Origin of the sequence: Nonomuraea muscovyensis (genome assembly GCF_014207745.1) — a bacterium.
GTDB classification, from domain to species: Bacteria; Actinomycetota; Actinomycetes; order Streptosporangiales; family Streptosporangiaceae; genus Nonomuraea; species Nonomuraea muscovyensis.
Map to the genome: position 1 here is coordinate 1,186,065 of NZ_JACHJB010000003.1, position 23,578 is coordinate 1,209,642.

At 70.9% G+C, this 23,578-nt stretch carries 25 protein-coding genes; 11 read left to right on the forward strand and 14 right to left on the reverse strand.

Annotated elements, in window-relative coordinates; all coding sequences use genetic code 11:
• Window positions 1–282: 282 nt before the first annotated feature.
• On the reverse strand, window positions 283–534 hold the full coding sequence (locus FHU36_RS37185) for a hypothetical protein (RefSeq protein ID WP_185088711.1): 252 nt from the start codon (window positions 532–534) through the stop codon (window positions 283–285).
• A gap of 720 nt (window positions 535–1,254) precedes the next feature.
• Between FHU36_RS37185 and pip the strand changes: the two genes are divergently transcribed.
• Window positions 1,255–2,190 carry a prolyl aminopeptidase gene (pip, locus tag FHU36_RS37190; RefSeq protein WP_185088712.1) on the forward strand — a complete coding sequence of 312 codons (936 nt, stop codon included), beginning with the start codon at window positions 1,255–1,257 and terminating at the stop codon, window positions 2,188–2,190.
• A 176-nt stretch (window positions 2,191–2,366) separates the two neighbouring features.
• On the opposite strand, the gene recQ is transcribed toward pip, so the two are convergent.
• On the reverse strand, window positions 2,367–4,181 hold the full coding sequence (recQ, locus tag FHU36_RS37195; RefSeq protein ID WP_185088713.1) for a DNA helicase RecQ: 1,815 nt from the start codon (window positions 4,179–4,181) through the stop codon (window positions 2,367–2,369).
• A gap of 514 nt (window positions 4,182–4,695) precedes the next feature.
• Between recQ and FHU36_RS37200 the strand changes: the two genes are divergently transcribed.
• Together FHU36_RS37200 and FHU36_RS37205 are read left to right on the forward strand one after the other, a co-directional pair.
• On the forward strand, window positions 4,696–4,941 hold the full coding sequence (locus FHU36_RS37200; protein ID WP_185088714.1) for a type B 50S ribosomal protein L31: 246 nt from the start codon (window positions 4,696–4,698) through the stop codon (window positions 4,939–4,941).
• Window positions 4,942–5,316: 375 nt separating this feature from the next.
• Window positions 5,317–5,562, forward strand: coding sequence for a DUF3040 domain-containing protein (locus FHU36_RS37205; protein ID WP_185088715.1), 246 nt, complete (start codon window positions 5,317–5,319; stop codon window positions 5,560–5,562).
• Window positions 5,563–5,605: 43 nt separating this feature from the next.
• On the opposite strand, the gene FHU36_RS37210 is transcribed toward FHU36_RS37205, so the two are convergent.
• From FHU36_RS37210 to FHU36_RS37220, 3 genes are all read right to left on the reverse strand, one after another.
• A complete protein-coding gene (locus FHU36_RS37210) occupies window positions 5,606–5,845 on the reverse strand; it encodes a DUF6343 family protein (protein ID WP_246503199.1) in 240 nt (79 codons plus the stop codon).
• 34 nt (window positions 5,846–5,879) lie between these two features.
• Window positions 5,880–6,584, reverse strand: a complete 705-nt coding sequence (locus FHU36_RS37215) for a maleylpyruvate isomerase family mycothiol-dependent enzyme (RefSeq protein ID WP_185088717.1) — start codon at window positions 6,582–6,584, stop codon at window positions 5,880–5,882.
• 111 nt (window positions 6,585–6,695) lie between these two features.
• Window positions 6,696–7,424: a hypothetical protein gene (locus FHU36_RS37220; protein ID WP_185088718.1), complete on the reverse strand. Its 729-nt coding sequence runs from the start codon at window positions 7,422–7,424 to the stop codon at window positions 6,696–6,698.
• A gap of 163 nt (window positions 7,425–7,587) precedes the next feature.
• On the opposite strand from FHU36_RS37220, the gene FHU36_RS37225 reads away from it, so the two are divergent.
• The 3 genes from FHU36_RS37225 to FHU36_RS37235 are packed head-to-tail and all read left to right on the forward strand — an operon-like array spanning window position 7,588 to window position 9,540.
• Complete coding sequence (locus FHU36_RS37225) at window positions 7,588–8,481, forward strand: sugar kinase (RefSeq protein WP_246503063.1); 894 nt, start codon at window positions 7,588–7,590, stop codon at window positions 8,479–8,481.
• Between the two features lie 41 nt (window positions 8,482–8,522).
• Window positions 8,523–9,077: a carboxymuconolactone decarboxylase family protein gene (locus FHU36_RS37230; protein ID WP_185088719.1), complete on the forward strand. Its 555-nt coding sequence runs from the start codon at window positions 8,523–8,525 to the stop codon at window positions 9,075–9,077.
• A 34-nt stretch (window positions 9,078–9,111) separates the two neighbouring features.
• Entirely contained in the window at window positions 9,112–9,540 is a 429-nt protein-coding gene (locus FHU36_RS37235) for a DUF1622 domain-containing protein (RefSeq protein WP_185088720.1), read from the forward strand.
• Here FHU36_RS37235 and FHU36_RS37240 read toward each other — a convergent pair.
• The 8 genes from FHU36_RS37240 to FHU36_RS37275 form a co-directional block, all read right to left on the reverse strand.
• The gene (locus FHU36_RS37240) at window positions 9,500–10,495 is read right to left on the reverse strand and encodes a LacI family DNA-binding transcriptional regulator (protein WP_185088721.1); all 996 of its coding nucleotides are present in this window, start codon (window positions 10,493–10,495) and stop codon (window positions 9,500–9,502) included. The two genes, FHU36_RS37235 and FHU36_RS37240, sit on opposite strands and share 41 nt — an antisense overlap.
• A 32-nt stretch (window positions 10,496–10,527) precedes the next feature.
• On the reverse strand, window positions 10,528–11,898 hold the full coding sequence (locus tag FHU36_RS37245; protein WP_185088722.1) for a GH1 family beta-glucosidase: 1,371 nt from the start codon (window positions 11,896–11,898) through the stop codon (window positions 10,528–10,530).
• Window positions 11,895–12,698, reverse strand: coding sequence for a carbohydrate ABC transporter permease (locus tag FHU36_RS37250; protein WP_185088723.1), 804 nt, complete (start codon window positions 12,696–12,698; stop codon window positions 11,895–11,897). Before FHU36_RS37250 ends, FHU36_RS37245 begins: the two co-directional genes overlap by 4 nt.
• Window positions 12,695–13,651 carry a carbohydrate ABC transporter permease gene (locus FHU36_RS37255; protein WP_185088724.1) on the reverse strand — a complete coding sequence of 319 codons (957 nt, stop codon included), beginning with the start codon at window positions 13,649–13,651 and terminating at the stop codon, window positions 12,695–12,697. The genes FHU36_RS37250 and FHU36_RS37255 overlap by 4 nt, the downstream gene beginning before the upstream one ends.
• Window positions 13,648–14,940: an ABC transporter substrate-binding protein gene (locus FHU36_RS37260; protein WP_185088725.1), complete on the reverse strand. Its 1,293-nt coding sequence runs from the start codon at window positions 14,938–14,940 to the stop codon at window positions 13,648–13,650. The genes FHU36_RS37255 and FHU36_RS37260 overlap by 4 nt, the downstream gene beginning before the upstream one ends.
• 234 nt (window positions 14,941–15,174) lie before the next feature.
• Window positions 15,175–15,363, reverse strand: a complete 189-nt coding sequence (locus FHU36_RS37265) for a YbdD/YjiX family protein (protein ID WP_185088726.1) — start codon at window positions 15,361–15,363, stop codon at window positions 15,175–15,177.
• Window positions 15,360–17,576 (reverse strand): carbon starvation CstA family protein, encoded by a 2,217-nt coding sequence (locus tag FHU36_RS37270; RefSeq protein WP_312892094.1) that lies wholly within the window; start codon window positions 17,574–17,576, stop codon window positions 15,360–15,362. Before FHU36_RS37270 ends, FHU36_RS37265 begins: the two co-directional genes overlap by 4 nt.
• Window positions 17,577–17,599: 23 nt before the next feature.
• Window positions 17,600–17,836 (reverse strand): DUF3311 domain-containing protein, encoded by a 237-nt coding sequence (locus FHU36_RS37275; RefSeq protein ID WP_185088727.1) that lies wholly within the window; start codon window positions 17,834–17,836, stop codon window positions 17,600–17,602.
• A 145-nt stretch (window positions 17,837–17,981) separates the two neighbouring features.
• Between FHU36_RS37275 and FHU36_RS37280 the strand changes: the two genes are divergently transcribed.
• The 3 genes from FHU36_RS37280 to FHU36_RS37290 are packed head-to-tail and all read left to right on the forward strand — an operon-like array spanning window position 17,982 to window position 20,316.
• The gene (locus FHU36_RS37280; protein WP_185088728.1) at window positions 17,982–19,475 is read left to right on the forward strand and encodes a sodium:solute symporter family protein; all 1,494 of its coding nucleotides are present in this window, start codon (window positions 17,982–17,984) and stop codon (window positions 19,473–19,475) included.
• Window positions 19,472–20,035 carry a SigE family RNA polymerase sigma factor gene (locus tag FHU36_RS37285; protein ID WP_185088729.1) on the forward strand — a complete coding sequence of 188 codons (564 nt, stop codon included), beginning with the start codon at window positions 19,472–19,474 and terminating at the stop codon, window positions 20,033–20,035. The genes FHU36_RS37280 and FHU36_RS37285 overlap by 4 nt, the downstream gene beginning before the upstream one ends.
• A complete protein-coding gene (locus tag FHU36_RS37290; protein ID WP_185088730.1) occupies window positions 20,032–20,316 on the forward strand; it encodes a hypothetical protein in 285 nt (94 codons plus the stop codon). The genes FHU36_RS37285 and FHU36_RS37290 overlap by 4 nt, the downstream gene beginning before the upstream one ends.
• A 114-nt stretch (window positions 20,317–20,430) precedes the next feature.
• Here the strand turns inward: FHU36_RS37290 and FHU36_RS37295 are convergent, their stop codons facing one another.
• Window positions 20,431–21,591: an acyl-CoA dehydrogenase family protein gene (locus FHU36_RS37295; RefSeq protein WP_185088731.1), complete on the reverse strand. Its 1,161-nt coding sequence runs from the start codon at window positions 21,589–21,591 to the stop codon at window positions 20,431–20,433.
• 176 nt (window positions 21,592–21,767) lie between these two features.
• On the opposite strand from FHU36_RS37295, the gene FHU36_RS37300 reads away from it, so the two are divergent.
• Together FHU36_RS37300 and FHU36_RS37305 are read left to right on the forward strand one after the other, a co-directional pair.
• Window positions 21,768–22,895: a CaiB/BaiF CoA transferase family protein gene (locus FHU36_RS37300; RefSeq protein ID WP_312892095.1), complete on the forward strand. Its 1,128-nt coding sequence runs from the start codon at window positions 21,768–21,770 to the stop codon at window positions 22,893–22,895.
• Window positions 22,892–23,578: a GntR family transcriptional regulator gene (locus FHU36_RS37305; RefSeq protein ID WP_185088733.1), complete on the forward strand. Its 687-nt coding sequence runs from the start codon at window positions 22,892–22,894 to the stop codon at window positions 23,576–23,578. The genes FHU36_RS37300 and FHU36_RS37305 overlap by 4 nt, the downstream gene beginning before the upstream one ends.

Genomic DNA, 23,578 nt, shown 5'->3' on the forward strand with positions numbered 1-23,578 from the left:
TGGCGGACAGAAGCGCATCGGGGCGGTACCGGATACAGCGCGGTCGCCGAGCCGTCAGGCTGAAGATCAGGAACGATCACGCGGTCCTCGTCGAAAGTGTGACCAGGACGTACGGCTCGGGGCCCACCGAGGTCGCCGCGCTGCGGCAGGTCAGCGTGGGCTTTCCGCGCGTCAGCTTCACCGCCAGCGCCCTGCCGCACATCCCGAGCCGGCCGGACGAGCCGGGCGAGGGGAAGGGAGCCGGTCCGGGGCCGGTGAAGGTCCCGGACCGGCGCCGTGATGTCAGTCGTCCTCGTTCATACTCTTCAGGACCTGGGTCCACCAGCCGGGCTGCAAGGTGATCTGGGAGCCCTTGCACTCGTTGAGGCCGTGCGAGCCGGTCTTGGTCTCCCCGTTCTCGGTGCTCTGCCAGGACGACGACGAGCTGGTGTTGGCGCTGCAGTAGACGTCGGTCGCGCCGGCCGGGCCGGCCGCCACCGCGGTCAGTGCCGCGGTGGCGAGCAGCATGCCGCCGGTTGCGATGAGGCTTCTCATGATTCCCCCTGATATCACGAAGTGATGTTGCTTTGTTACTGTACGTATCCTTTGGGAGTGGAGTGGTAGGCGCCACGCGAGGTTTTCCCAATCCACGTACGATGATCGGCGAGCCCTCTACCAGCCCGTCACCGGCGGTTTTCCTGCGCTGATCCGTCACGGGCGGGACGCTGCCACGGTGATCGGCCACCGCCGGATGCCAGGGCGGGGGCTGTGTCCGGCTAATGTGGAATTGAAGCTGACCGCCCGCTATCGGAGCGAGCAGCGCGGTGGCGACGACCGTTCTTCGTGCGGCCGTCGCCACCACCTCCCGCCGGCGGACGCGCCCACCCCTCTGCGACCTGCGCGTGTGTGATGTGCCGTGCCGTGACCATGACGACGGGGACGGGCGCCGATCGCCGGTCGGTGGTGTCCTGCCCTGGTTGGGGCGTTCGTGCCCCCATCCCGCCGACTGCGAACGGTTGTCCGAGCATCACGAAGCCGGGGAGCTGTGGTCGATGACCATCCTCTGAGAGGCTCGCCCGATCCAGCTCGCGTACATCGCCTTGACGATCGGTTCGTTCGCGGGCAGCAGAAGGTCCCGACGCAATGAGATGAGGTGCCGCCGGCAGCTGAGCGCGCGGGCCGGGCTGGGAATGGCCTGGTGGAAGTCGGCGCGCATCTCCAGAGAGCTGACCTGCGAGAGATCCAGCTGGGCAGCCAGGACGTTACCTTACGCCTATGTATTCCCCGATTGAGCCATACGACCAGGGCATGCTCGACGTGGGCGACGGCAATCAGATGTACTGGGAGGTCAGCGGCAACCCGGCGGGCAAACCGGCGGTGATCGTGCATGGCGGGCCGGGGGGCGCGGCCTCGGCGAACTGGCGGCGCTACCACGACCCTGAGGCGTACCGGATCGTCCTGTTCCACCAGCGAGGATGCGGTCGCAGCACGCCGGACGCCGGACTGTTGGAGACCGACCTGTCGGCCAACACCACCCAGCACCTCGTCGCCGACATGGAGCTCCTGCGCGAGCACCTGCGCATCGAGAAGTGGCAGTTGCTCGGGGTCTCGTGGGGCTCGACCCTGAGCCTGGCCTACGCGCAGCAGTATCGGGAGCGGGTGAGCGAGCTGATCCTGTTCGCGGTCACCGCGGGGCGCCGCAAGGAGATCGAGTGGATCACCCGTGACGTCGGACGGATCTTCCCGCAGGAATGGGAGCGCTTCCGCGACGCCGTGCCCGCGCAGGACCGTGACGGGAACCTGGCAGCGGCCTACGCCAAGCTCCTGGCCGATCCGCGGACGCGTGAGGAGGCCGCCCGTGCCTGGTGCGAGTGGGAGGACACGCACGTGAGCCTCGACCCCAAGCATCGGCCGAGTCCGCTCTTCGAAGATCCTGTCCTCCGCATGACGTTCGCGCGCCTGGTGACGCACTACTGGGCCAACGACTGCTTCCTGCCGGACACCGGCGACCTGGTGAAGCAGGCTCACCTCCTGGAGGGTGTCCCCGGGGTGCTGGTCCACGGCAAGCTTGACGTGAGTGGGCCCCTTGAGACCGCTTGGGAACTGCACAAGAACTGGCCTGGCAGCGAGTTGGTCGTCGTCGTCGACGAAGGCCATGGCGGGACCGGCATGGTGGCGCGGGTGATCGCTGCAACCGATCGGTTCCGCTGAGTGGGGGCGAGCGGCTGACGACGCGCACGCCAGCCCCCGTGGCGGTGAGGATCGGGCGCACCTCTCTGAGAGGTGCGCATGGGTGAGGTGCCGCACCTCGGCAGGTGGTGATGTGCCGGGCACAGGGGTGGCCGTGCGTCCGGGCTGGTGAGGGTGCGTGATCGCGGGTGGGAGGGTCAGGAGGCGATGGTCTCCAGGACCTGTTCGCCGTACTTGGCCAGTTTGTTCTCGCCGACGCCGTTGACCGTGCCCAGCTCGGCCAGCGACGTGGGGGACAGGGTGGCGATCTCGCGCAGCGTGGCGTCGTGGAAGATGACGTACGCGGGCACGCCTTGTTCCTTGGCCGTGGCCGCGCGCCAGGCGCGCAGTCGCTCGAAGAGCGGCGCGGCCTCCTCCGGCAGCTCCACCACGGGACGCGAGCCCGCGCCGTTGGACGAGCCGGAGGTCCGGGCGCGCGCCGGGCGGGGAGTGTCGCGGCGCAGCCGGACCTCACGCTGGTTGCGCAGCACGTCACCGCTGGCGTCGGTGAGCATCAACGTGCCGTGGTTGGGCTCGACGGCGAGCACGCCCTGCGCCAGGAGCTGTCGCGCCACCCCGTGCCAGTCGGAGTTGCCCAGCTCGGTGCCCACGCCGAACACCGTCAGCGAGTCGTGGCCGTGCTGCTCCACCTTGGTCGTCTGCTTGCCGAGCAGGATGTCGACGATGTGGCCCACCCCGAAGCGCTGGCGCCGCTCACGGTCGAGGCGCCACACCGTGGACAGGAGCTTCTGGGCGGGGACGGTGCCGTCCCAGGACTCGGGCGGGGACTGGCAGGTGTCGCAGTTGCCGCACGGGGCGGTGTCCTTCTGGCCGAAGTAGTCGAGCAGCATCACCCGGCGGCAGCCTACGGTCTCGCACAACGCGAGCATCGCGTCGAGGTGGAGGACCTGCCGCCGCCGGTGGGCCTCGTCGCCTTCCAGCGCCAGCCGCCGGTGCTGCACCACGTCCTGCAGGCCGTAGGCCATCCAGGCGGTGGCGGGCAGCCCGTCGCGCCCGGCCCGGCCGGTCTCCTGGTAGTAGCCCTCCACCGACTTGGGCAGATCGAGGTGGGCCACGAAGCGCACGTCGGGCTTGTCGATGCCCATGCCGAACGCGATCGTGGCGACCACGACCAGCCCGTCCTCGCGCAGGAAACGCGCCTGGTGCGCGGCCCGGGTCGCCGCGTCGAGCCCCGCGTGGTAGGGCACGGCGGGAATGCCGTTGTCGGCCAGGAAGGCCGCGATCTTCTCGACCGACGATCGCGACAGGCAGTAGACGATGCCCGCGTCACCCGGATGCTCGGTGCGCAGGAACTCCAGGAGCTGCCGCTTGGGCTCGCTCTTGGCGGTGATGCGATAGTGGATGTTGGGCCGGTCGAAGCCGGCCACGAAGTGGCGGGCCTGGTCGAGGCTCAGCCGGGAGGAGATCTCGGCATGGGTGGCCGGGGTGGCGGTGGCCGTCAGCGCGATGCGCGGCACGTCGGGCCAGCGCTCGTGCAGCCCGGACAGTGTGAGGTAGTCGGGCCGGAAGTCGTGGCCCCACTGGGACACGCAGTGCGCCTCGTCGATGGCGAACAGCGAGATCTCACCCTTGGCCAGCAGCCGCAGGGTGGCCTCCACGCGCAGCCGCTCGGGCGCGAGGTAGAGCAGGTCGAGCTCGCCGGCCAGGAACGCCGCCTCGACGGCCTGCCGCTCGCCGAAATCCTGCGTCGAGTTGAGGAACCCCGCACGGACGCCGAGCGCGGTCAGCGCGTCGACCTGGTCCTGCATCAGTGCGATCAGCGGTGAGACGACCACCCCGGTGCCCGGACGCACCAGCGCCGGGATCTGGTAGCACAGGGACTTGCCGCCGCCGGTCGGCATGAGCACGAGCGCGTCGCCACCCGCCACGACGTGCTCGATGATCTCCTGCTGGCCCGGCCGGAAGGAGTCGTAACCGAAGATCCGGCGCAGGACCTCGATGGGGGTATCCATGCGGCTACCTTACGTGGTCGGCCGGGGTCGCTCGCACGGGTTCGCCGACGGCGATACGGCGGGCGGTGGACAAAGCGGATAGGGCGGATAGAGCGGGGCTGGGCGGAGGAGGTGGCCGCGTCGGGGTCCCGCGACATTTTTGCCGGGTTGCCTTCCCGGAGCCTCGTTCTCGACGGAATCCCCGCCCGATGCCGGCGCCCCTCCGATGGCGGGCCCGCCCTTTGGGTCATGTAGGCCCGGGTCTGTGCGGTATCCGCGTGGCCGCGAAATACGTGAGCGCATATTCGGGGCAATGATCGTGTGCGGGGCGGGCGCCTATGACGAAACGCCAAATGTCGAATGGTGTCCGGCCGGGGAAACCGTCCGGGTGAACGCCGCCGCGTCCGGCTCGGTGGCCGGGCCGGGCGCGGCCACCGGGCCGGGCCGGTGGCCGGGAGGGAGGTCCGGGGCGGGCGCTCGGGGTCGAACCCCGGAGTTCGGGAATGAAAACCATTGCCGTCCGGTTGGAGGGGGCATGAAGAAGAACCTGCACCCCTCGTACCGTCCCGTCGTGTTCCGCGACCCGAGCGTGGGGTTCGCCTTCCTGACCCGTTCGACGATGTCCAGTGACAAGACCGTCGAGTGGGAGGACGGCACGACCTACCCGGTCGTCGACGTGGACGTCTCGTCCGCCAGCCACCCCTTCTACACCGGCCGCGGCCGCATCGTGGACAGCGCCGGGCGGGTCGAGCGCTTCAAGCAGCGCTACGGCAGGAGCTGACCCCGCGCGCCGTCCCGGCCCCGGCCGCCATGACCGGCCCGCGCCCCGAGGCACGCTCCGGGGCTGGGCCGGGCCGGGCTGGGCCGGGCTGGGCCGTGCCCTGGCGCCCACGTTCCGGGGCGGCGCCGCGCCCTGTGTGACCGCGTCTCGGGCCGCGCCCTGTGCGACCACGTCCCGGGCCGGGCCGTGCGGCCACGTCCCGGGTCGGGTCGTGTCCCCGGGGCCACGTCCCGGGGCGGCGGCTCCCTGTTCACCCGTGCCAGGGGCGGGCGTACAGGGTTGACGCCGAAGCTCCCCTCGCAGCTCGAAGCCGCATGCCCGCCGTTACTTGTGGGTAGTTAACCTGGACCTGCGGTGGGAGCAAGGGTGATCGCGATGAGCCTCTCGGGGAAGGAACGCCGCATCCTCGCTGAAATCGAGCACGCCCTGGCCCTGGAGGACCCGGACCTGGCCAGGCGCGTCGCGGCGATCAACAGCATCGAGTCCGGCGCCGACGCCGGCCTGAGCCTGCGGCCGTACGGCAGGCAGGTCCGCGACTGGGTGGCCGGGCACGTGTGGTTGATCGTCGCCGTGTTCATGCTGGTGGTGGCGTTGCTGGCCCTGGCCGTGGCGCTCGCGTGAAGCCCCGTGCCCGCCCCTGACCGGAACCGACGTGCCCCCGGCGTCAGCCGCGGGTCCTGCGGCGACTGAGCACCGCGAGGTCCACGGCCGCGATGAGGGACACCGCCGCGGCGATCGCCGCCTCCCAGGCCCAGACCTCCTCGCCCGTGCTGACGGCGCGTGTCACGAAGTAGACGGCCGCCGCCGCCCCGAGCGCCAGCGCCAGCAGCGACAGCACCCGCCGTGCCCCCAGCGGGCTCCGCGCGGTCAGCGGCTCGGTGCCCTGCCGGTCACGTAGCCACATGGTCACGTCCCCCTCTCTGGACGGCCCAAGACGGTCAGGCCAGGCACCTCAGCTTCGACGCCAGGCGTGCGCCGAGGTCGTGACCGGCCGGTGGGCGTCCCACCGTGGCCGCCACGAAGTCCGGATACGACAACGTCGCCTCCATCCCGTCCGCCCGTACCCGGACCTGCTCGGCCGTCTGCTCCACCTGGACGTCGGCCCCCTGCTCCGCCAGCGCGAACCGGCCCACCGCGACCCGCCAGCGCGTCCTGCCGTCCGCCTCGTCGTCCGACACGGGCGCCCCGACGTCGTCGGCGTGCGTGGCGTACTCGGAGTCGTAGTGGAAGGTCTGCAGCCCGCAGGGGTAGGGCCCGGCCATGGTGTCGATGAGCGCCTCGCGGCCGAGCTCGCGCATGCGCCGGCGGGTGGCGCCGTTGTCGGCGCGCCACTCCTCCAGCACCTCCCGTACGGGCACGGCCCGGCGCTGACGCACGCTCCACTCGTTGAAGTCGTGGAACCCGTCGATCCCCTCCCGGGCGAGCCGGGCCAGCAGGTCCTGCACGTTGCCGTCGAGGCAGGCGTGGTTGTAGAGCTCCTCGCCCGCCAGGTGGCCGAGCACGTCGCGCACCGACCAGCCCGCGCACCGCGAGGGCCGCTCCCACGCCTCGGCGTCGAGACCGGAGAAGTAGCGGTCGAGCCGGGCCGCCTCGGCGTCGAAGATGTCGAACGGCTCCCACTGTTTCAGCAGGTCCTCACCCATACTCCGACGCTACCCCCGGGACGGCGCCTCTCACGGCCGGCCCGGGGAGGCGGCCGGAAAGGCGAGAGCCCGGCCCCGCTTGCAGGGGACCGGGCTCGCGCTCAGAGGTGCTTAGTGACGCCACCAGCCGCCGTAGACCCGCACGTAGTCGGCGCGGCTCTCCGAGCCCTGGAGCTCGTCGTCACCGGCGTACACCGCCTTGAACGTGCCGCTCTTGTAGGCTCGCGTCTTGGCCGTGAACTTGCCGCTCCACTTGGTGTAACCGGAGGCGACCCACTTCCAGCCGGAGGAGCCGTTGGCGCGGTAGTAGACGTTCACCTTCTCGCCACGGACGCCCTCCCAGCCGTCGTCGTCCACCTGGAGACGGCCGGAGAAGTAGATCGACTTGCCCTTGCGGACCTTGTAGGGGTCGGCGCTGAAGCGCGTGATGCGCGTCTCGGCCTTGCCCTCCTCGATCTCGACCGCGAAGACGGCGGTGTCGGTGGCGACGACCTTGCCGTCCTTGACGGCCTCGGCCGTGGCCTTCCACTTGCCTTCGTAGTCGCCGTCGTTGAACGGGATGGCGAAGCGCCAGCTCTCGAGCTTCTGGGCGTCCTTCTCGCGCATGGCCCGGAACTGGGCCTGCGGCTCGACGCTCAGCCGGACGCTGTCCACGTCGGAGCTGGCGTCGATCTTGAAGTAGGCGTTCGTCTCGCCGCCGGCCTTGACCACTACCGGGTTGGGCGTGATGTCGCGGATGTCGACGGTCGGCGCCTTGGTCTGCGCCGTCGCCGCCCCACCGGAGACGAGCATGGCCCCGCCGACGAGGGCGGAGACGATACCTACAGCGATCTTTCTCATGAGGGTGCTGATTCCTCTCCCCGTTGCTGGAGCCGGCTCGGGATCGCCGACTCCCTCATCTCCTTTGAGGCACGAAAATGGGGAAAAGTTGGCCGGTATTTGGAAAAGTATTTGATCAAGATGCCGACCTGCGGTGATGAGCGTAAATCCGTTTTCAGACCTCATGACCTACTACAGTCTGACCATGACCGACGTCTGCACCCTGGGCGAGGCGCTGGGCGTGGTGTCCAGCGGGCGGGTTCGCCATGAGAGCGAGGCCAGGCTGGACGTCTGCGGCCCCGAGTTCACCGTGGCCGTGGCCCTGGCCAGACTCGGTCACCGGGCGTGCTTCCTGGGCAAGGTCGGCGGCGACGAGCTGGGCGCCCGGGTGCTCACCGTGCTCAAGGGCGAGGGCGTAGACGTGGCCGACATGCGGGTCACCGAGGGGGCGCGCACCGGCCTGCTGCTCAGGGAGTCGCGGGTCGGCAGGGAGCCCCAGGTCACGCACTACCGCACCGGTTCGGCGGGCTCGGGCCTGGCTCCCGGCAACGTGCCCATCGACCGCGTCGCGCGCTCCAAGATGCTGCACGTCACGGGCGTCACGGCCGCGCTGGGGCGCGACGCGCTGGAGGCGGTCCGCACCGCGGTGAGCGCCGCCAGGACGTCCGGGGTGATGATCTCGTTCGCCGTCCGGTACGTCCCCGAGCTGTGGCCGTCGGTCAGGGAGGCGGAAGAGGTGCTGAGCGAGCTGGCCTGCGCCTCCCACCTGCTGTTCCTCGACCAGGACGAGCTGGACCTGGTCAAGCCGGCGCTCACGCCCGAGCGGGAGGTCGTGGTGGACCGCGGAGCGAAGGGCGCCAGCGTGCGGGCCGACCGGATGCGCTACGACGCGCCGCGGGTGCAGGTCCCCGTGGTGGACGTGGCGGGGTCGAGCGACGCGTTCGTGGCCGGTTACATCAGTGCGGCCCTGGACGGGATGACCCCGCCGGAGCGTCTGCACCGCGGCGCGCTGCTGGGCGCCGCCGTGGTCGCCAGCGCCAGCGACTGGCAGGGCCTGCCGACCCGGCCCGAACTCTGACCTCCGGCGTGCCCCGCCCGCCGTGATCTAGCATCGGCCGGATGAGACGCCTGCCGCCGCTGACCCCGTCCGAGCTCGCACCCGACGCGCGCGCCCTCTACGACTCGATCATCGAAGGCCCGCGCGGCACGTCGATGCTCGACGAGCAGGGCGGGCTCGCCGGGCCGTTCAACGCCATGCTGCTCAGCCCGCCCGTGGGCGACGCGCTCCAGCGGCTCGGCGCGGCCATCCGCTACCGGTCGGAGCTCGGCGACCGGGCCAGGGAGATCGCGATCCTCGTGGTGGCCCACTCCTGGGACTGCGCGTTCGAACGGCACGTGCACGAGGAGATCGGCCGCCGGCTCGGCCTCACCGGCGCGCAGCTCGACGCGCTGCGCACCGGCGCGCCGCTGGAGCTGGACGACCCGGAGGAGGCGGCGGCGCTCCGCCTCACCCGGGCGCTGGTGTCACGCGCCGACCTGGACGACGAGGAGTACGCCGTGCTGCCGGCGAGCGCGGTCTTCGAGCTGACCACCCTGGTCGGCTACTACGCCACCCTCGCCCTGCAACTGCGCGTGTTCCGGGTCCAGCAGCCGGGAGCCGCACCGGCCGGATGAGATGGGCTGTTGGGTGGAGATCCGGTGGGCGGGCATGAAGGGGGAAACGGTCACCGGGGAGGGCACGGCGGTGAAGGAGATCATCGAGGTCGTCGGTGAGGCGCTGGACGTCGCCGGCGTGCTCGTCATCGCCGTCGGCACGCTCGTGGCCAGCGTCGTGTTCGGGCTGCGGTGGGTGCGGGCGCGGCGGGAGCCCGACGTGTACCGCCTGTACCGGCAGGGGGTCGGGCGGGCGATCCTGCTCGGGCTGGAGCTGCTGGTGGCCGCCGACATCATCAGGACCGTGGCAGTGTCGCCGACGTTCCAGAGCGTGGGGGTGCTGGCCGTCATCGTGGTGGTGCGGACGTTCCTCAGCTTCTCGCTCCAGGTGGAGCTGGAGGGACGGCTGCCCTGGCAGCCGTCACCGGCAGGCGGCGGCGACGTCAGGCCGACTCACGGACGACCAGCTCCGTCGGAAGGATGACCGGGTCGCCCGGGCCGCCCTCGAACAGCCCCAGCAGCAGGCGGACCATGGCCGCCGCCTGGTCCGCCACCGGGTGGCGCACGGTGGTCAGCGGCGGCTCGGTGTACTTGGCGGCCTCGATGTCGTCGAAGCCCACCACCGCCACGTCGTCGGGCACCCGTCGGCCCGCCTGGCGCAGCGACTGCAGCGCGCCCACCGCCATCAGGTCGTTGGCCACGAACACCGCGTCGAGCGCCGGGTCGTCGCCGAGGAGCTGGCGCATCGCGACCGCGCCGGACTCGCGGGTGAAGTCGCCCACCGCGACGATCGAGCGGCGGTCGGAGTCGCGCAGCACGTTGCGGTAGCCGGTCAGCCGGTCCTGGCCGCCGATCATGTCCTGCGGGCCCGCGATCGTGGCGATGCGCCGCCTGCCCGCCGCCACCAGGTGGCGGACCGCCAGCTCGGCCCCGCCCACGTTGTCGTTGTCCACGTACGGGATGTCGACGGGCACGGCCGGGCGGCCGTAGGAGACGACGGGGACACGCAGCCGCGACAGCGCGGCCGGCAGCGGGTCGGCGCCGTGCATCGAGATGAGCATGACCCCGTCGACGTGCCCGCCCGAGATGTAGCGCTCCACCCGGGCGTGGCTCTCGGCCGAGGAGGCCAGCATCAGCACGACCTGTTTGTTGACCGCCTCCAGCTCCAGGCTGGCCGAGCGGATCACCGTGGAGAACAGCGGGTCCTCGGAGAACACCCTGGTCGGCGGCTCGGAGACGACCAGGGCGATCGAGTCGGTGCGCTGGGTGACCAGGCTGCGCGCGGCCGAGTTGGGCACGTAGCCCAGCTCGTCGATCGCGCGCTGCACGGCGTCGCGGATGTGCGGCGCGACCGTCGTCTGCCCGTTGACGACGCGCGACGCCGTGGCACGGGAGACCCCCGCCCGGGCGGCGACGGCCTCCAGCGTCGGGCGTCTCATGGCTGGACCGAGAGGAAGAGCACGCAAAAAATCTACAGCCCGTTCCTGACGATCACGTCCCTGAACCACAGCGCACTGTCCTTCGGCACCCGGACCTGGGTCGCGTAGTCGACGTGCACGATGCCGAACCGGCGGCTGTAGCCCTCGGCCCACTCGAAGTTGTCCAGCAGCGACCACACCAGGTAGCCCCGCAGGTCCACGCCCGCCTCGACGGCGCGGTGCGCCTCGCGCAGGTGGCCTTCGAGGTAGGACACCCGGTCCGTGTCGTGCACCCGGCCGTTCTCCACCACGTCGTCGAAGGCGGCGCCGTTCTCGGTGACCATGAAGGAGACGCCCGGGTAGTCGCCCGACAGCCGGACGAGCAGCCGGGACAGCCCGTCGGGCACGATCGGCCAGCCCATGGCGGTGGTGGGGGCGTCGGCTCCCCGGAACCCGACGTCCTCCGAGCCCGGCCAGGCCGCGTCGGCGGGCTGGCCGGGGCTCGCCTCGACCACGCACGGGTTGTAGTAGTTGATCCCGATCTGGTCGATCGGGGTGGCGATGATCTCCAGGTCGCCGTCGTGGATGTGGCCGGTGCCGCCGTTGCGCCGGGCCGCCTCCAGCACCTGCTCCGGATAGCGGCCGTGGATCACCGGGTCGAGGAACTGCCCGGTCAGCAGCGCGTGCACGCGCTCGGTGGCCGCCGCGTCCGCCTCACCGGGCGTCGCCGACGGGTCGTTGACCTGGGCGGGCGTGAGCACGGGGGCGGAGTTGACGACGAGCATGAGGTGTGGCGCGCCCAGCTCGCGCAGCCGGGCGGCGGCCAGGCCGTGGCCGAGCAGCAGGTGGTGGGCCGCGCGCATGGCCTCGCCCGGATCACGCCGGCCGGGCGCGTGCACGCCGTTGCCGTAGCCGAGGAACGCCGACACCCACGGCTCGTTGAGCGTCGCCCAGTGGCGGACGCGGTCGCCGAGCCGGTCGTACACGGCCGCCGCGTACTCGGCGAAGCGGTGGGCGGTGTCACGGTCCGTCCAGCCGCCCCGCTCCTGGAGCGCCTGCGGCAGGTCCCAGTGGTAGAGCGTCACGTACGGCGAGATCTCGGCGGCGAGCAGCCGGTCCACCAGCCGGTCGTAGAAGGCCAGCCCGCGCGGGTTGGCGGGACCGGACCCGTCCGGCTGGATGCGCGGCCAGGCGACGGAGAACCGGTAGGCGGCCAGGCGCAGCTCGCGCATCAGCTCGACGTCGTCGGCGTAGCGGTGGTAGTGGTCGCAGGCCATGTCGCCGGTGTCGCCGTTGGCGACGTTGCCGGGGGAGTGGGAGAAGGTGTCCCAGATCGACTGGCCGCGCCCGTCCTCCTTGACCGCCCCCTCGATCTGGTAGGAGGCCGTGGCGGCACCCCAGACGAAGTCTTCCGGGAAGATCATCCCTTTACAGCTCCTTGCATGATTCCACCAATGATCTGCTTGCCGAACAGGACGAAGACGAGGACGAGCGGCAGCGTGCCCACCGCCGTGCCCGCCAGGCCCAGCACGTAGTCGTTGACGTAGCCGCTGGCCAGCGTGGACAGCGCGACCTGTACGGTCGGGTTGTCCGGGGTGAGCACGACCAGCGGCCAGAAGTAGTCGTTCCAGGCCGACATGAACGTGAGCATGCCGAGCACCGCCGCCGCCGGTCGCGCGACCGGCAGCACGACGTGCCAGAACAGCTTCCAGGTCGTGCACCCGTCGACCCGCCCGGCCTCCAGCAGCTCGGTCGGCAGCGCCCGCGACAGGAACTGCGTCATGAAGAACACCCCGAAGGCGTTCACCAGTGCCGGCACGACGAGCGCGTACATGGTCCCGGTCCACTCCAGCTTCACCATGAGCATGTAGAGCGGGATGCTCCCGAGCAGGGCCGGCACCATCATGGTGGCGACCGTGGTCAGCAGCAGGATGTTGCGGCCCCGGAAGCGCAGCTTGGCGAAGGCGAACCCGGCCAGCGTCGAGAAGAACATCACCGCGACCGCGATCGACCCGGCCACGACGAACGAGTTGAGCAGCGCCAGCGCGAACGGCACGGTGTCGAAGACCCGTGACACGTTGGCGAGGAGGTTGCCGCCCGGCAGCAGCGGCGGCGGCACCTCGGCCAGCGCCGAGTTGTGCCGCGAGGCCACCACCACGCTGTAGTACAGCGGGAACGCGGAGAAGAAGGCCACCGCGATGAGGGTCAGGTAGCGCAGTCTCATCCCAGGCCGCCCTTCAGCCGGCGGGTCAGCAGGAAGTTGATCCCGGCGACCAGCACCACGGCCAGGAACATCAGCCAGGACGCCGCCGAGGCGTAGCCGAAGTCGAACTTGGTGAAGCCCTGCTCGTAGACGAACAGCGCGAGCGTCTGGTACTGCCGGTCGGGCCCGCCGCTGACGGCCCCGCCACCCGCCCCGCTGCTGGCCCCGAACAGCAGCGGCTCGGCGATGATCTGCATCGCGCCGATCGTGGAGACGATGACGACGAAGACGATCGTCGGCCGGATCATCGGCACGGTGATCCGGCGGAGTTGGGTGAACGAGCTCGCCCCGTCGAGGGTGGCGGCCTCGTACAGCTCCTTGGGCACGGCCTGCATGGCCGCCAGGAAGATCAGCGCGTTGTAGCCGGTCCAGCGCCACATGATCATCGTGGAGAGCGCGATGTGCGAGGTGGCCGTGCCGGCCGCCCAGTCGATGGTGCCGGCGCCGAACCACGACAGCACCCAGTTGATGACGCCGTAGTCGCGGCCGAAGAGTTGGCTGAAGATCACCACCACGGCCACCACGCTGGTGACGTTGGGCAGCAGCAGCGAGATCCGGAAGAGGGTCTGGAACCTCATCGGCCGGTTGAGCAGGTGCGCCAGCCAGATGGCGAGCAGCAGCTGCGGCGCGGTGGACAGCACCCCGATGGACAGGGTGTTGAAGGCGGCGTTCCAGAAGTAGCCGTCGGTGAGCAGCGTGGCGAAGTTGTCCAGCCCGACGAAGGTCTGCTCCTCGTCCAGCAGCGTCCACTCGTGCAGGCTCACCCAGGCCGTGTAGGCCAGCGGGAACAGCCCGAACGCGCAGAACAGCAGGAAGAAGGGCGCGACGTAGGCGTACGGCGACACCCTCACGTCGAGGGTGTGCCGCACGCCACGCCTGTGCCGCCGGGGGACGGACAGGGGAAGGGCGCTCATTTGATCTTCTTGACGTCCTCGAGCACCTGCGCCCACGCCTGGTCGGGCGTCTGCTTGCCCTGCTCGACCCGGCCCAGCCCGTCGCCGATCACGACGCGGACCTCGGCCTCCTTGGGCCCGAGGTGCTGCGGCTTGAGCGCCTTGGCGGCCTCGGAGTAGATCTTGCCGATCGGCGCGTCACCGAAGAACTCCTTGGTGAAGTTCTGGATCGACGGGTCGTCGTAGAGCGCCGGGATCGACGGGAACGTGCCCTCTTCCTTGAAGACCTTGGCCTGGTTCTCCTTGGAGGTGAGGAAGTCGATCAGCTCGGCCGCCTCCTTGGGGTGCTTGCTCTGCTTGGGGACCATCAGGTGGGAGCCGCCGCTGTTGCCCGACCCGCCGGGGACGGTCGCGATGTCCCACTTGCCGGTGGCGTCCTTGGCCTGCTCCTGGATGTAGCCGGTCATCCAGGCGGGGCAGATGATCGTGGCGAAGGCGCCCTTGGCGAAGCCGGTGTTCCACGGTGGCGAGAAGGCGGCCAGCTTGGCGGTCAGCTTCTCCGAGGTGAGCTGGTTGGACAGGTCCCAGGCCTTCTTCACGTCGGGGTTGGACGCGACGATGATGCTGTCCTGCTGGTCGTACAGGCCGGTCGGGGCCTGGTTGACCATCGCCCGGAAGATCTCGCCGGGGCTGTCCACGAACTTCGCGCCGGCCACGTCCGCCGCGGCGAACTTCTTGCCGGTCTCGATGTACTGCTCCCACGTGGGCCAGAGCTTGGCGACCTCGTCGCGGTCGCTGGGCAGTCCGGCCTTCTCGAACAGGTCCTTGCGGTAGCACATGGCCAGGCCGCCCACGTCGGTGCCGAGCCCGAGGAGCTGGCCGCCCTGCTTGCCGAGCCCCTGCTGCCACTTCCAGTCGAGGTAGTCGCTCTGCCGCTTGTCCAGGCCGTACTGCCTGAGGTCGTGGAACTTGGCGGGCTGGGCGGTGAACGTGCTGATGTAGCCGACCTCGACGGCCTCGACGTCGGCCGCGCCGGCGTTCGTGGCCAGCCGCTTGACCAGGTTGTTGTGGTGGTCGTTGAACTGGGTGACGTTCTCGGTGATCTCGATGTTCGGGTGGGTCTTCTTGTACTCCTCGTAGAGCGGCTTGAAGCCGAAGTCGCCGAACAGGCCGACGGTCAGCTTGATCTTCTCTCCGGGCTTGGCTGCCGTGTCCGCGCCGTCGCCGCCTCCGCCGCCGCACGCCGTGGCCAGGGCGAGCAGGGAGGCGGTGAGTACGGGTACGGCGAGTCGCCGGATGCGAGGGGTCATGGAACCCTCCTGGGTTCAGGCTGGGGGATGTCCGTGAGAGCGCTCTCTCAGTAGAGTCTTAGGTCTCACACCGTGTCGTCAACGGAAGTTGGATAACGATCCGGATTATTGAGAGAGCGCGTTCACGGCGTCTTTACGGGCGCGAGGAGGCCCGGACGACGAGCTCGCGGGCGGCCCCGCTCGCCCGCAGGTGGTCCATGAGGGCGGCCGGTTCGGGATGCGCAGGCGCCCGGTTCAGCAGCACCGAGTGCCCGGGTTCTCATCGAGGCGGGAGGCGCGGTGCCGCTCGTACTCGCGCCGCGACAGGGCGGGCTCGCGCGGGTGGGTGCGCCGATGCCGCTCGACGTACCGGTCGTACCCGGCCTCGCCGGTGAGCTCCCGGAGGTACCACCGGACGAGGCCGAGCACGCGGGTGAGCGTCACGACCGGTCGGACCTGGTGCCCACCGGCTCGCGCCCGTCCGGGTGTGCCTCCGAAGCGAACATGCCCGCCGGCACCGCCAGCTTCGACTCGACATACGGCGCCTCGCTCATCGGCAGAGGCTCGCGTGAGCGGATGGCCCGCAGGCACACCACCAGGGCGTTGCCGATGACGAGGATCACCAGGAGGGCGAACAGCGCGGCGAGCACGCCGTCCACCGTGGAGTTGACGACGACTGCGCGCATGTCGTCCAGGTTCTTGGCGGGGGCGAGCACCTTGCCCTGCTCGATGGCCTCGGCGAAGCGGGCGCGCTGGGCGAAGAAGCCCATCTTCGGGTCGGCGGAGAAGATCTTCTGCCAGCTCGCGGTCAGGGTGACCGCCGCGTCCCAGGCGAGCGGCAGGCCGGTGACCCAGGCCCACTTCAGCCGACCGCTCTTGACCAGAACGGTGGTACAGACGGTGAGCGCGACGGCGGCGAGCAGTTGATTGGCGATGCCGAACAGCGGGAAGAGCTGGTTGATGCCGCCCAGCGGGTCGTTCACGCCGGCCCACAAGAAATAGCCCCACGCGAGCACGACCAGGGCACTGGTGCCCCACAGCCCCGGCTTCCAGCCGACCCGGCCGAGCGGCTTCCAGACGTTCCCCAGCGTGTCCTGGAGCATGAACCGGCCCACGCGGGTGCCGGCGTCCACGGTGGTGAGGATGAACAGGGCCTCGAACATGATCGCGAAGTGGTACCAAAACGCCTTCATACCGTCGCCGCCGAGGACCGAGGAGAAGATCTCCGACATGCCGACCGCCAGGGTCGGCGCGCCGCCGGTGCGGGCCACCAGCGTCTGCTCCTGCACCGCGGCGGACGCCGCCTGGAGCTCCTGCGGCGAGATGGTGAAGCCCAGGTTGGCCACGGCCGCCGACGCGCTCTCGACGGTCGTCCCGAGCAGGCCGGCCGGGGAATTCATGGCGAAGTACAGGCCCGGGTCGAGGATGCAGGCCGCGATCAGCGCCATGACGGCCACGAACGACTCCATGAGCATGGCGCCGTACCCGATAAGCCGTACCTGCGACTCCTTCTGGATCATCTTGGGCGTCGTCCCGGAGGCGATGAGCGCGTGGAAGCCCGACAGCGCGCCGCACGCGATCGTGATGAACACGAACGGGAAGAGCTGCCCTGAGAAGACCGGCCCGGTGCCGGTGACGGCGAACTTGGTGATCGCCTCGGTCTGCAGCACCGGTGCGGCGACCAGTACGCCGACCGCGAGCATGCCGATCGTGCCGAGCTTCATGAACGTCGACAGATAGTCGCGCGGCGCGAGCAGCATCCAGACCGGCAGCACCGAGGCGAAGAAGCCGTACACCACCAGGCAGACGACCAGCGCCTGCGGGCTGAGCGTGAACATCTCGGCCAGCGACGAGTTCTGCACCCAGCCGCCCGCGACGATGGCCAGCAGCAGCAGCGCCACCCCGATGAGACTTGTCTCGATCACCCGGCCCGGCCGCAGCACCCGCAGGTACAGGCCCATGAAGATGGCGATCGGGATGGTCATCGCGATCGAGAAGGTGCCCCACGGCGACTTGGCCAGCGCGTTGACCACGACCATGGCCAGCACGGCGAGCAGGATGATCATGATGGAGAACACTGCGACCAGGGCGGCCGTGCCGCCGACCCGGCCGATCTCGTCCCGGGCCATCTGCCCCAGGCTGCGCCCGTCGCGGCGCATCGACAGGAACAGCACCACCATGTCCTGGACCGCGCCGGCGAAGATCACGCCGACGATGATCCAGATGGTGCCGGGCAGGTAGCCCATCTGGGCGGCCAGCACCGGCCCGACCAACGGTCCGGCCCCGGCGATGGCGGCGAAGTGGTGGCCGAGGAGCACCCGGCGGTCGGTGGGCTGGAAGTCCACCCCGTCGTCCAGCCGTTCGGCCGGGGTGGCGCGCCTGTCGTCCACCTTCAGCACGCGCCGCGCGATGAACCGGGCGTAGAAGCGGTAGGCGATCGCGTACGAGCCGAGCGCCGCGGCGATCAGCCAGACGGCGGAGATCTCCTCGCCGCGTGACAGGGCTATGACGCCCCACGCGACCGCGCCGACGAGGGAGACGGCGGTCCAGATGACGATGGATCGGAGATTTGGCTTGGCTCTGGTGACACCCGTCACGTTGTCCTCCGGAGGGTTTCGGGCGTACGGCATCGCGCGGGCGGCCCTGGGGCCTCCCACGTGCAGGGATTCGACGAGAAGGGTTAGCGGTGGGGTGAGCCGCCACGCAGCAGGAGACAGGCGACGATCATCAGCGTGGTGCTCATCGGTACCCAGGCGAGCTGGTACCAGTAGAAGAACGGCATGCCGGCCAAGGCCGGCCCTTCCCGCGCGTACGACGGCACCCACAAGAGCGCGACGAACGGCACGATCAGGCACAGGCCCGCCGCCACGCGCGCCGGCAGCGGCCGGCGCGGCGGATCGGGGTGATCGCTGGTCATCGAGTCCTCCGGGACTACTCGTACGTTTCCTGCAGGTTGCCGAGACCCACGTTTTGGTTTACGCGAAATCTCACCTAAGTTGCGAGTCAACCAAACGGCACCTTCGCGCAACCTTCAGGTGACCTCCTACGCCATGGCGGTGGCTATGACGAACTACCCGGCGACAGTCGCGGCGTTCCTCGCCGTGCTCGCGGGCACGTCTCTCGTCGCGGTGACCGCCCGGTGGTTCAGGCGGGTGGACGACCTGCCGACGCTGGAAGACTGGGCGCTGGCCGGGCGGCGGTTCGGCGCGGCCGTCACCTGGTTCCTGCTCGGCGGCACCATCTACACCGCCTACACCTTCGCCGCTGTGCCGGGGCTGGTGTACGGGGTGGGGGCGCTCGGTTTCTTCGCGCTGCCGTACACGGTGATCGTCTATCCGCTGGCGTTCGTGCTGCTGCCCCGGCTGTGGCGGGCCGCTCACGAGCACGGCTGCGTGACGGTCGCCGACTACGTCAAGGCGCGCTACAGCTCGGCGCCGCTCGCGCTGGTCGTCGCTCTGACCGGCATCCTGGCCACGATGCCGTACATCGCCCTGCAGCTCGTCGGCATCCGCGCGGTGCTGAGCGCGGGCGGCCTCTACCCGAGCGATTGGGTCGGTGACCTGGCGCTGGTCGCGGTCTTCGCGGTGCTCGCCGCCGCCACCTACCGCTACGGCCTGCGGGCCCCGGCGGTGATCTCCCTGGTGAAAGGGGCGGCGATCTTCGGCGCGGTCGTAGGCGTGATCGCGGTTGTGCTCAACCGGCTCGGCGGGGCCGGCCGGATCTTCGAGTCGGCCGAGCGTAACCTGCCGGGCGGCCCGGGCGGGCCGTCACTGCTGCTGGAGCCGGAGATGTACCCGGCGTTCGCCTCGCTCGCGCTGGGGTCGGCGCTGGCGCTGCTCATGTACCCGCACGTGCTGACCGCAGCCTTCTCCGCGGCCAGTGCGCGGACGCTGCGGAAGGTGACGGTCGCGCTGCCCGTCTGGACGGCCGTGCTCGGGCTGTTCGGCCTGCTGGGCATCGCCGCGCTGGCGGCCGGGGTGGAGGCGCCGCCGGGCAACGCCGAGGCCGCGCTGCCGTTGCTCATCCAGCGGCTCATGCCGGCCGCGCTCACCGGCGCGCTGTTCGGCGCGCTGGCCGTGGGCGCGCTGGTCCCGGCGGCGGTCATGTCGATCGCGGCGGCCACCCTGTTCGTCCGCAACGTCTACGTCGAGTACTTCAACCCCTTCGCCACGCCCAAGTACCAGACCCGGGTCGCGCAATGGGTCTCGCTGACCGCGAAGGTCGGCGCCGTCGCGTTCGTGCTGGGGCTGCGCAACCAGGACGCCATCAACCTGCAACTACTGGGCGGGGTGTGGATCCTGCAGACGTTCCCGTCGGTGGCACTGGGCCTGTTCACCCGCTGGTCGCACGGGCGGGCGCTGCTCGGCGGCTGGCTGGCCGGCATGGTCGCGGGCACACTGATGGTCGCCTGGGGAGGGTTCTCCGCGGTGATCACCTTGGGGGTGCCCGCGTACGCCGCGGTCGTCGCGCTCGCCATCAACGTCGTCGTTACGCTGGTGCTCACCCCGTTCGCCAGGTCGGTACCGTCCAGTCCTCCGCCCGTGAGGCCGGCATGAACACTGAACAACCCGTCGCACACCTGACCGGCCCGTCGGCGGACCTGCTGCCCGGGACCAGGGACCTCAACGTCCTCGACCGCGACGCGGCGCTGGCCGAGCTGTTCTCCCGGCACTACACGCCGACGCTCCGCCTGGCCGTGCTGCTGGGCGCCGACGACGCCGAGGACGTGGTGGCGGAGGCGTTCTGGCAGCTCTACCGGCGCTGGAACAAGCTGCGCGACGCCGATGCCGCCCTGGCCTACCTGCGCGGCGTGGTGGTCAACCTGATCCGGATGCGGGTGCGCCACCTGCAGGTCGCGCGCAAGCACAGCGGGACGGTGGAGGACGACGCGGTGTCCGCGGAGAGCGAGGCGCTGCTTCGCGACGACCAGCGAGAGCTCGTCGCCGCGCTGAAACAGCTTCCCGCCCGGCAGCGGGAGGCACTGGTCCTGAGATACTGGCTCGGCCTGCGGGAAAGCGAGATCGCCAAAGCCATGGACATCTCGTGCGGTGCGGTCAAGTCACACACGGCCCGCGGGATGGCGGCGTTGACGCGTGCGATGGAGGGACGGTCATGACAGGGGGCTCGATCGGCGAGGAGCGGCTGCGCGAGACGCTGAACGTGCTGGCCTCCCAAGTGCAGCCACAGCCTGACGCCTACCGGCAGGCCCGCGCTGACTGGAAGCGGCGCGAGCGGCGGCGCCGGCTGGTGTTGGCGACGCTGGTCACGATCGTGTTCGCGCTGGCCAACATCATCGGGCTATGGGCGCTCAACCAGACCCCCTCCCAGCCTCAGGTGATCTTCAACGGCCCCGTACCGACGCAGGTGCACACCCCGGCCCCGGTCCTGCGTCCCTGAACCAGCCCCGCGTCGGCCTGGACGAGGCCACGGGTCCACCCGGGGGCGGCTCTGCCAGGTCGCCGGGACGACCTGGCAGACGTTCTGAGCGGGCCGGAGCGCGCGGGGGCGGCGTCAGTGGAAGGCGGGCAGGCCGGTCAGGGCGCGGCCGACGACCAGGGCGTGGATCTCCGAGGTGCCCTCGTAGGTCAGCACCGACTCCAGGTTGACCGCGTGCCTGATCACCGGGTACTCCAGCGTGATGCCGCTCGCGCCGAGCAGCGTCCGGCACGTCCTGGCGACGTCGAGGGCCTCGCGCACGTTGTTGAGCTTGCCGGCGCTGACCAGCTCGGGGGTGAGCGTGCCCCGCTCCTTCAGCCGCCCGAGGTGGACGGCCAGCAGCAGGCCCTTGCCGACCTCCAGCGCCATGTCGGCGAGCTTGGCCTGGGTGAGCTGGTACGAGGCGAGGGGCCTGGCGAAGACCTCCCGCTCGGCCGCGTAGGCCAGAGCCGTCTCCAGGCAGTCGAGCGCCGCCCCCATCGCGCCGAACACGATGCCGAACCTGGCCTCGTTCAGGCAGCCCAGCGGCCCCGACAGGCCGCGCGCGCCGGGCAGCATCGCCTCGGCCGGCAGCCGCACCCCGTCGAGCACCAGCTCGCTCGTCACGCTGGCGCGCAGCGAGATCTTGTGCTTGAGGTCGTGCGCGGCGAAGCCCGGCGTGCCGGCCGGGACGAGGAAGCCGCGGATGCCGTCCTCCGCGCGGGCCCAGACGACCGAGACGTCCGCCACCGAGCCGTTGGTGATCCACATCTTGGTGCCGTTCAGCACCCAGTCGGAGCCGTCGCGCCTGGCGGTCGTGCGCATGCCGCCGGGGTCGGAGCCGAAGTCGGGCTCGGTGAGGCCGAAGCAGCCGATCCGCTCGCCCGCCGCCATGGCCGGCAGCCACTCCCGCTTCTGCTCCTCGCTGCCGTACTTCCAGATCGCGTACATGGCCAGCGAGCCCTGCACCGAGACCAGGCTGCGCAGGCCCGAGTCGGCGGCCTCCAGCTCCAGGCAGGCCACGCCGTAGGCGACGGCGCCGAGGCCGGCGCAGCCGTACCCGTCGAGGTGCATGCCGAGGACGCCGACCGAGCCGAGCGTGCGGGCCAGCTCCCGCGCGGGCAGCTCGCCCGTCTCGAACCAGCCCGCGACGTGCGGCCGGATCTCCCGGTCGCACACCTGACGGACGGCCTGGCGGATGTCGCGCTCCTCGTCGGTGAGAAGGCCGTCGACGGCGAACAGGGCCGAGGGGTGCATGGGCGCCCTCCGTATTTTGGATCCAATATTGATTATCCAATATGGCACAGTTAGGGTGCGTTGACCATGGACCTGCTGAACGACGCCGGGCCCGTCCGGCGCCCCGCCCCTCACCACGACCGCGCGCCGGCGGCGATCTCCTCCCAGACCGTGACCGTCCACCTCGGCGCCCCCGCGTGAGCGGCGCGCTGTCCGGTCTGCTGGTGGCCGACTTCAGCCGGGTGCTGGCCGGGCCGTACGCGACCATGCTGCTCGCCGATCTCGGCGCCGACGTGGTCAAGGTCGAACGGCCGGGCACCGGCGACGACACCCGCTCGTGGGGGCCGCCCCACGCCGGCGGCGACTCCACGTACTTCCTGGCCGTCAACCGCAACAAACGGTCGATAGCCCTCGACCTGCGCGACCCCGCCGACCTGGAGGTCGCCCGCGCGCTGGCCGGCCGGGCCGACGTGCTCGTGGAGAACTTCCGGCCCGGCACCATGGACCGGCTCGGCCTCGGTTACGACGCGCTGCGCGCCGCCAACCCGGGGCTGGTCTACTGCTCGGTGACCGGGTTCGGGACGGGCGAGGGCGCCGGGCTGCCCGGGTACGACCTGATCGTCCAGGCGGTCGGCGGGCTGATGAGCGTGACCGGCGAGCCGGACGGGCCGGGCACCAAGGCGGGCGTGGCCCTCGTGGACGTGATCACCGGGCTGCACGCGGCGCTCGGCGTGCTGGCGGCGCTGCGCCACCGGGACGCGACGGGCGAGGGGCAGCGGGTCACGGTCTCGCTGCTGTCGTCGCTGCTGTCGGCCCTGACGAACCTGTCCTCCGGGTACGCCGCCGCCGGGGTCGTGCCCGCCGCCATGGGCAACCGGCATCCCAGCATCGTGCCGTACGAGGTGTTCCGGGCCGCCGACCGGCCCCTCGTCATCGCGGCGGGCAACGACCGGCAGTTCGGCGCGCTGTGCGAGGTGCTCGGGCTGGACGGCCTGGCGGCGGACCCCTGCTTCGCCACCAACGCCGCGCGGGTCGCCCACCGCGACGCGCTCGTCGCGCAGCTCGACCGCGCCCTCGCGGCCCGCCCGGCGGCGGAGTGGTTCGCCGCGCTCACCGCGGCCGGGGTGCCGTGCGGGCCGATCAACTCCGTGGCCGACGCCTTCTCCCTGGCGGCCGGACTGGGGCTGCGGCCGATCGTGGGGGAGGGGGCCGCGGCCCAGGTGGCCAACCCCATCGGGCTCGACGTGACGCCGCCCGAGTACCGCCTGCCGCCGCCGGCGCTCGGACAGGACGAGCAGTGGGTTCGTGAGATATTGGGCGGATGACCACGCCAGAGGGGCAGCTCGCCGCCGACGAGGGACGCCGCAGGCCGCCGACGGCCCAGCAGTTCGTCCTCGGCGAGCTGCGGCGGGCCATCACCACCGGCCGGCTGCGCCCCGGCGACCCGATCAGGCAGGAGGCCCTCGCCGAGGAGCTGGCCGTGAGCCGGGTCCCGCTGCGCGAGGCGCTCAAGACGCTCCAGGGCGAGGGCCTGGTCACCTACCAGGCGCACCGCGGCTACTTCGTCGAGCGGCTGTCGCTCGACGACCTGCGCGAGGTCTACCTCATCCGCGAGCTCCTGGAGGCCGAGGCCGTCCGCCGTGCCGTCGCCCGCCTCACCGACGAGACGCTCCAGGCCGCGGAGCGGGCGCAGGCCGAGGTGGAGCGGGCGGCCGCGGCCGGCGACGTGCTGGCGATGGCCGAGGCCAACCGCCGCTTCCACATGACCGTCTTCGAGGCGGCCGGGCTGCCGCGCCTGGTGCGGATGATCAGGACGCTGTGGGACTCGACCGACGCCTACCGATCGGTCTACTACGGCGAGGAGGGCAACCGCCACCGGGTCATCGAGGAGCACCGGGCCGTGCTCGGCCTGCTGCGCCGGCGCGACGCCGACGCCGTGGTGCGCACCCTGGCCGCGCATCGCACCCACGCCGTGACGGCCATCGAAGCGGTCCTGCCGCCCTCCTGA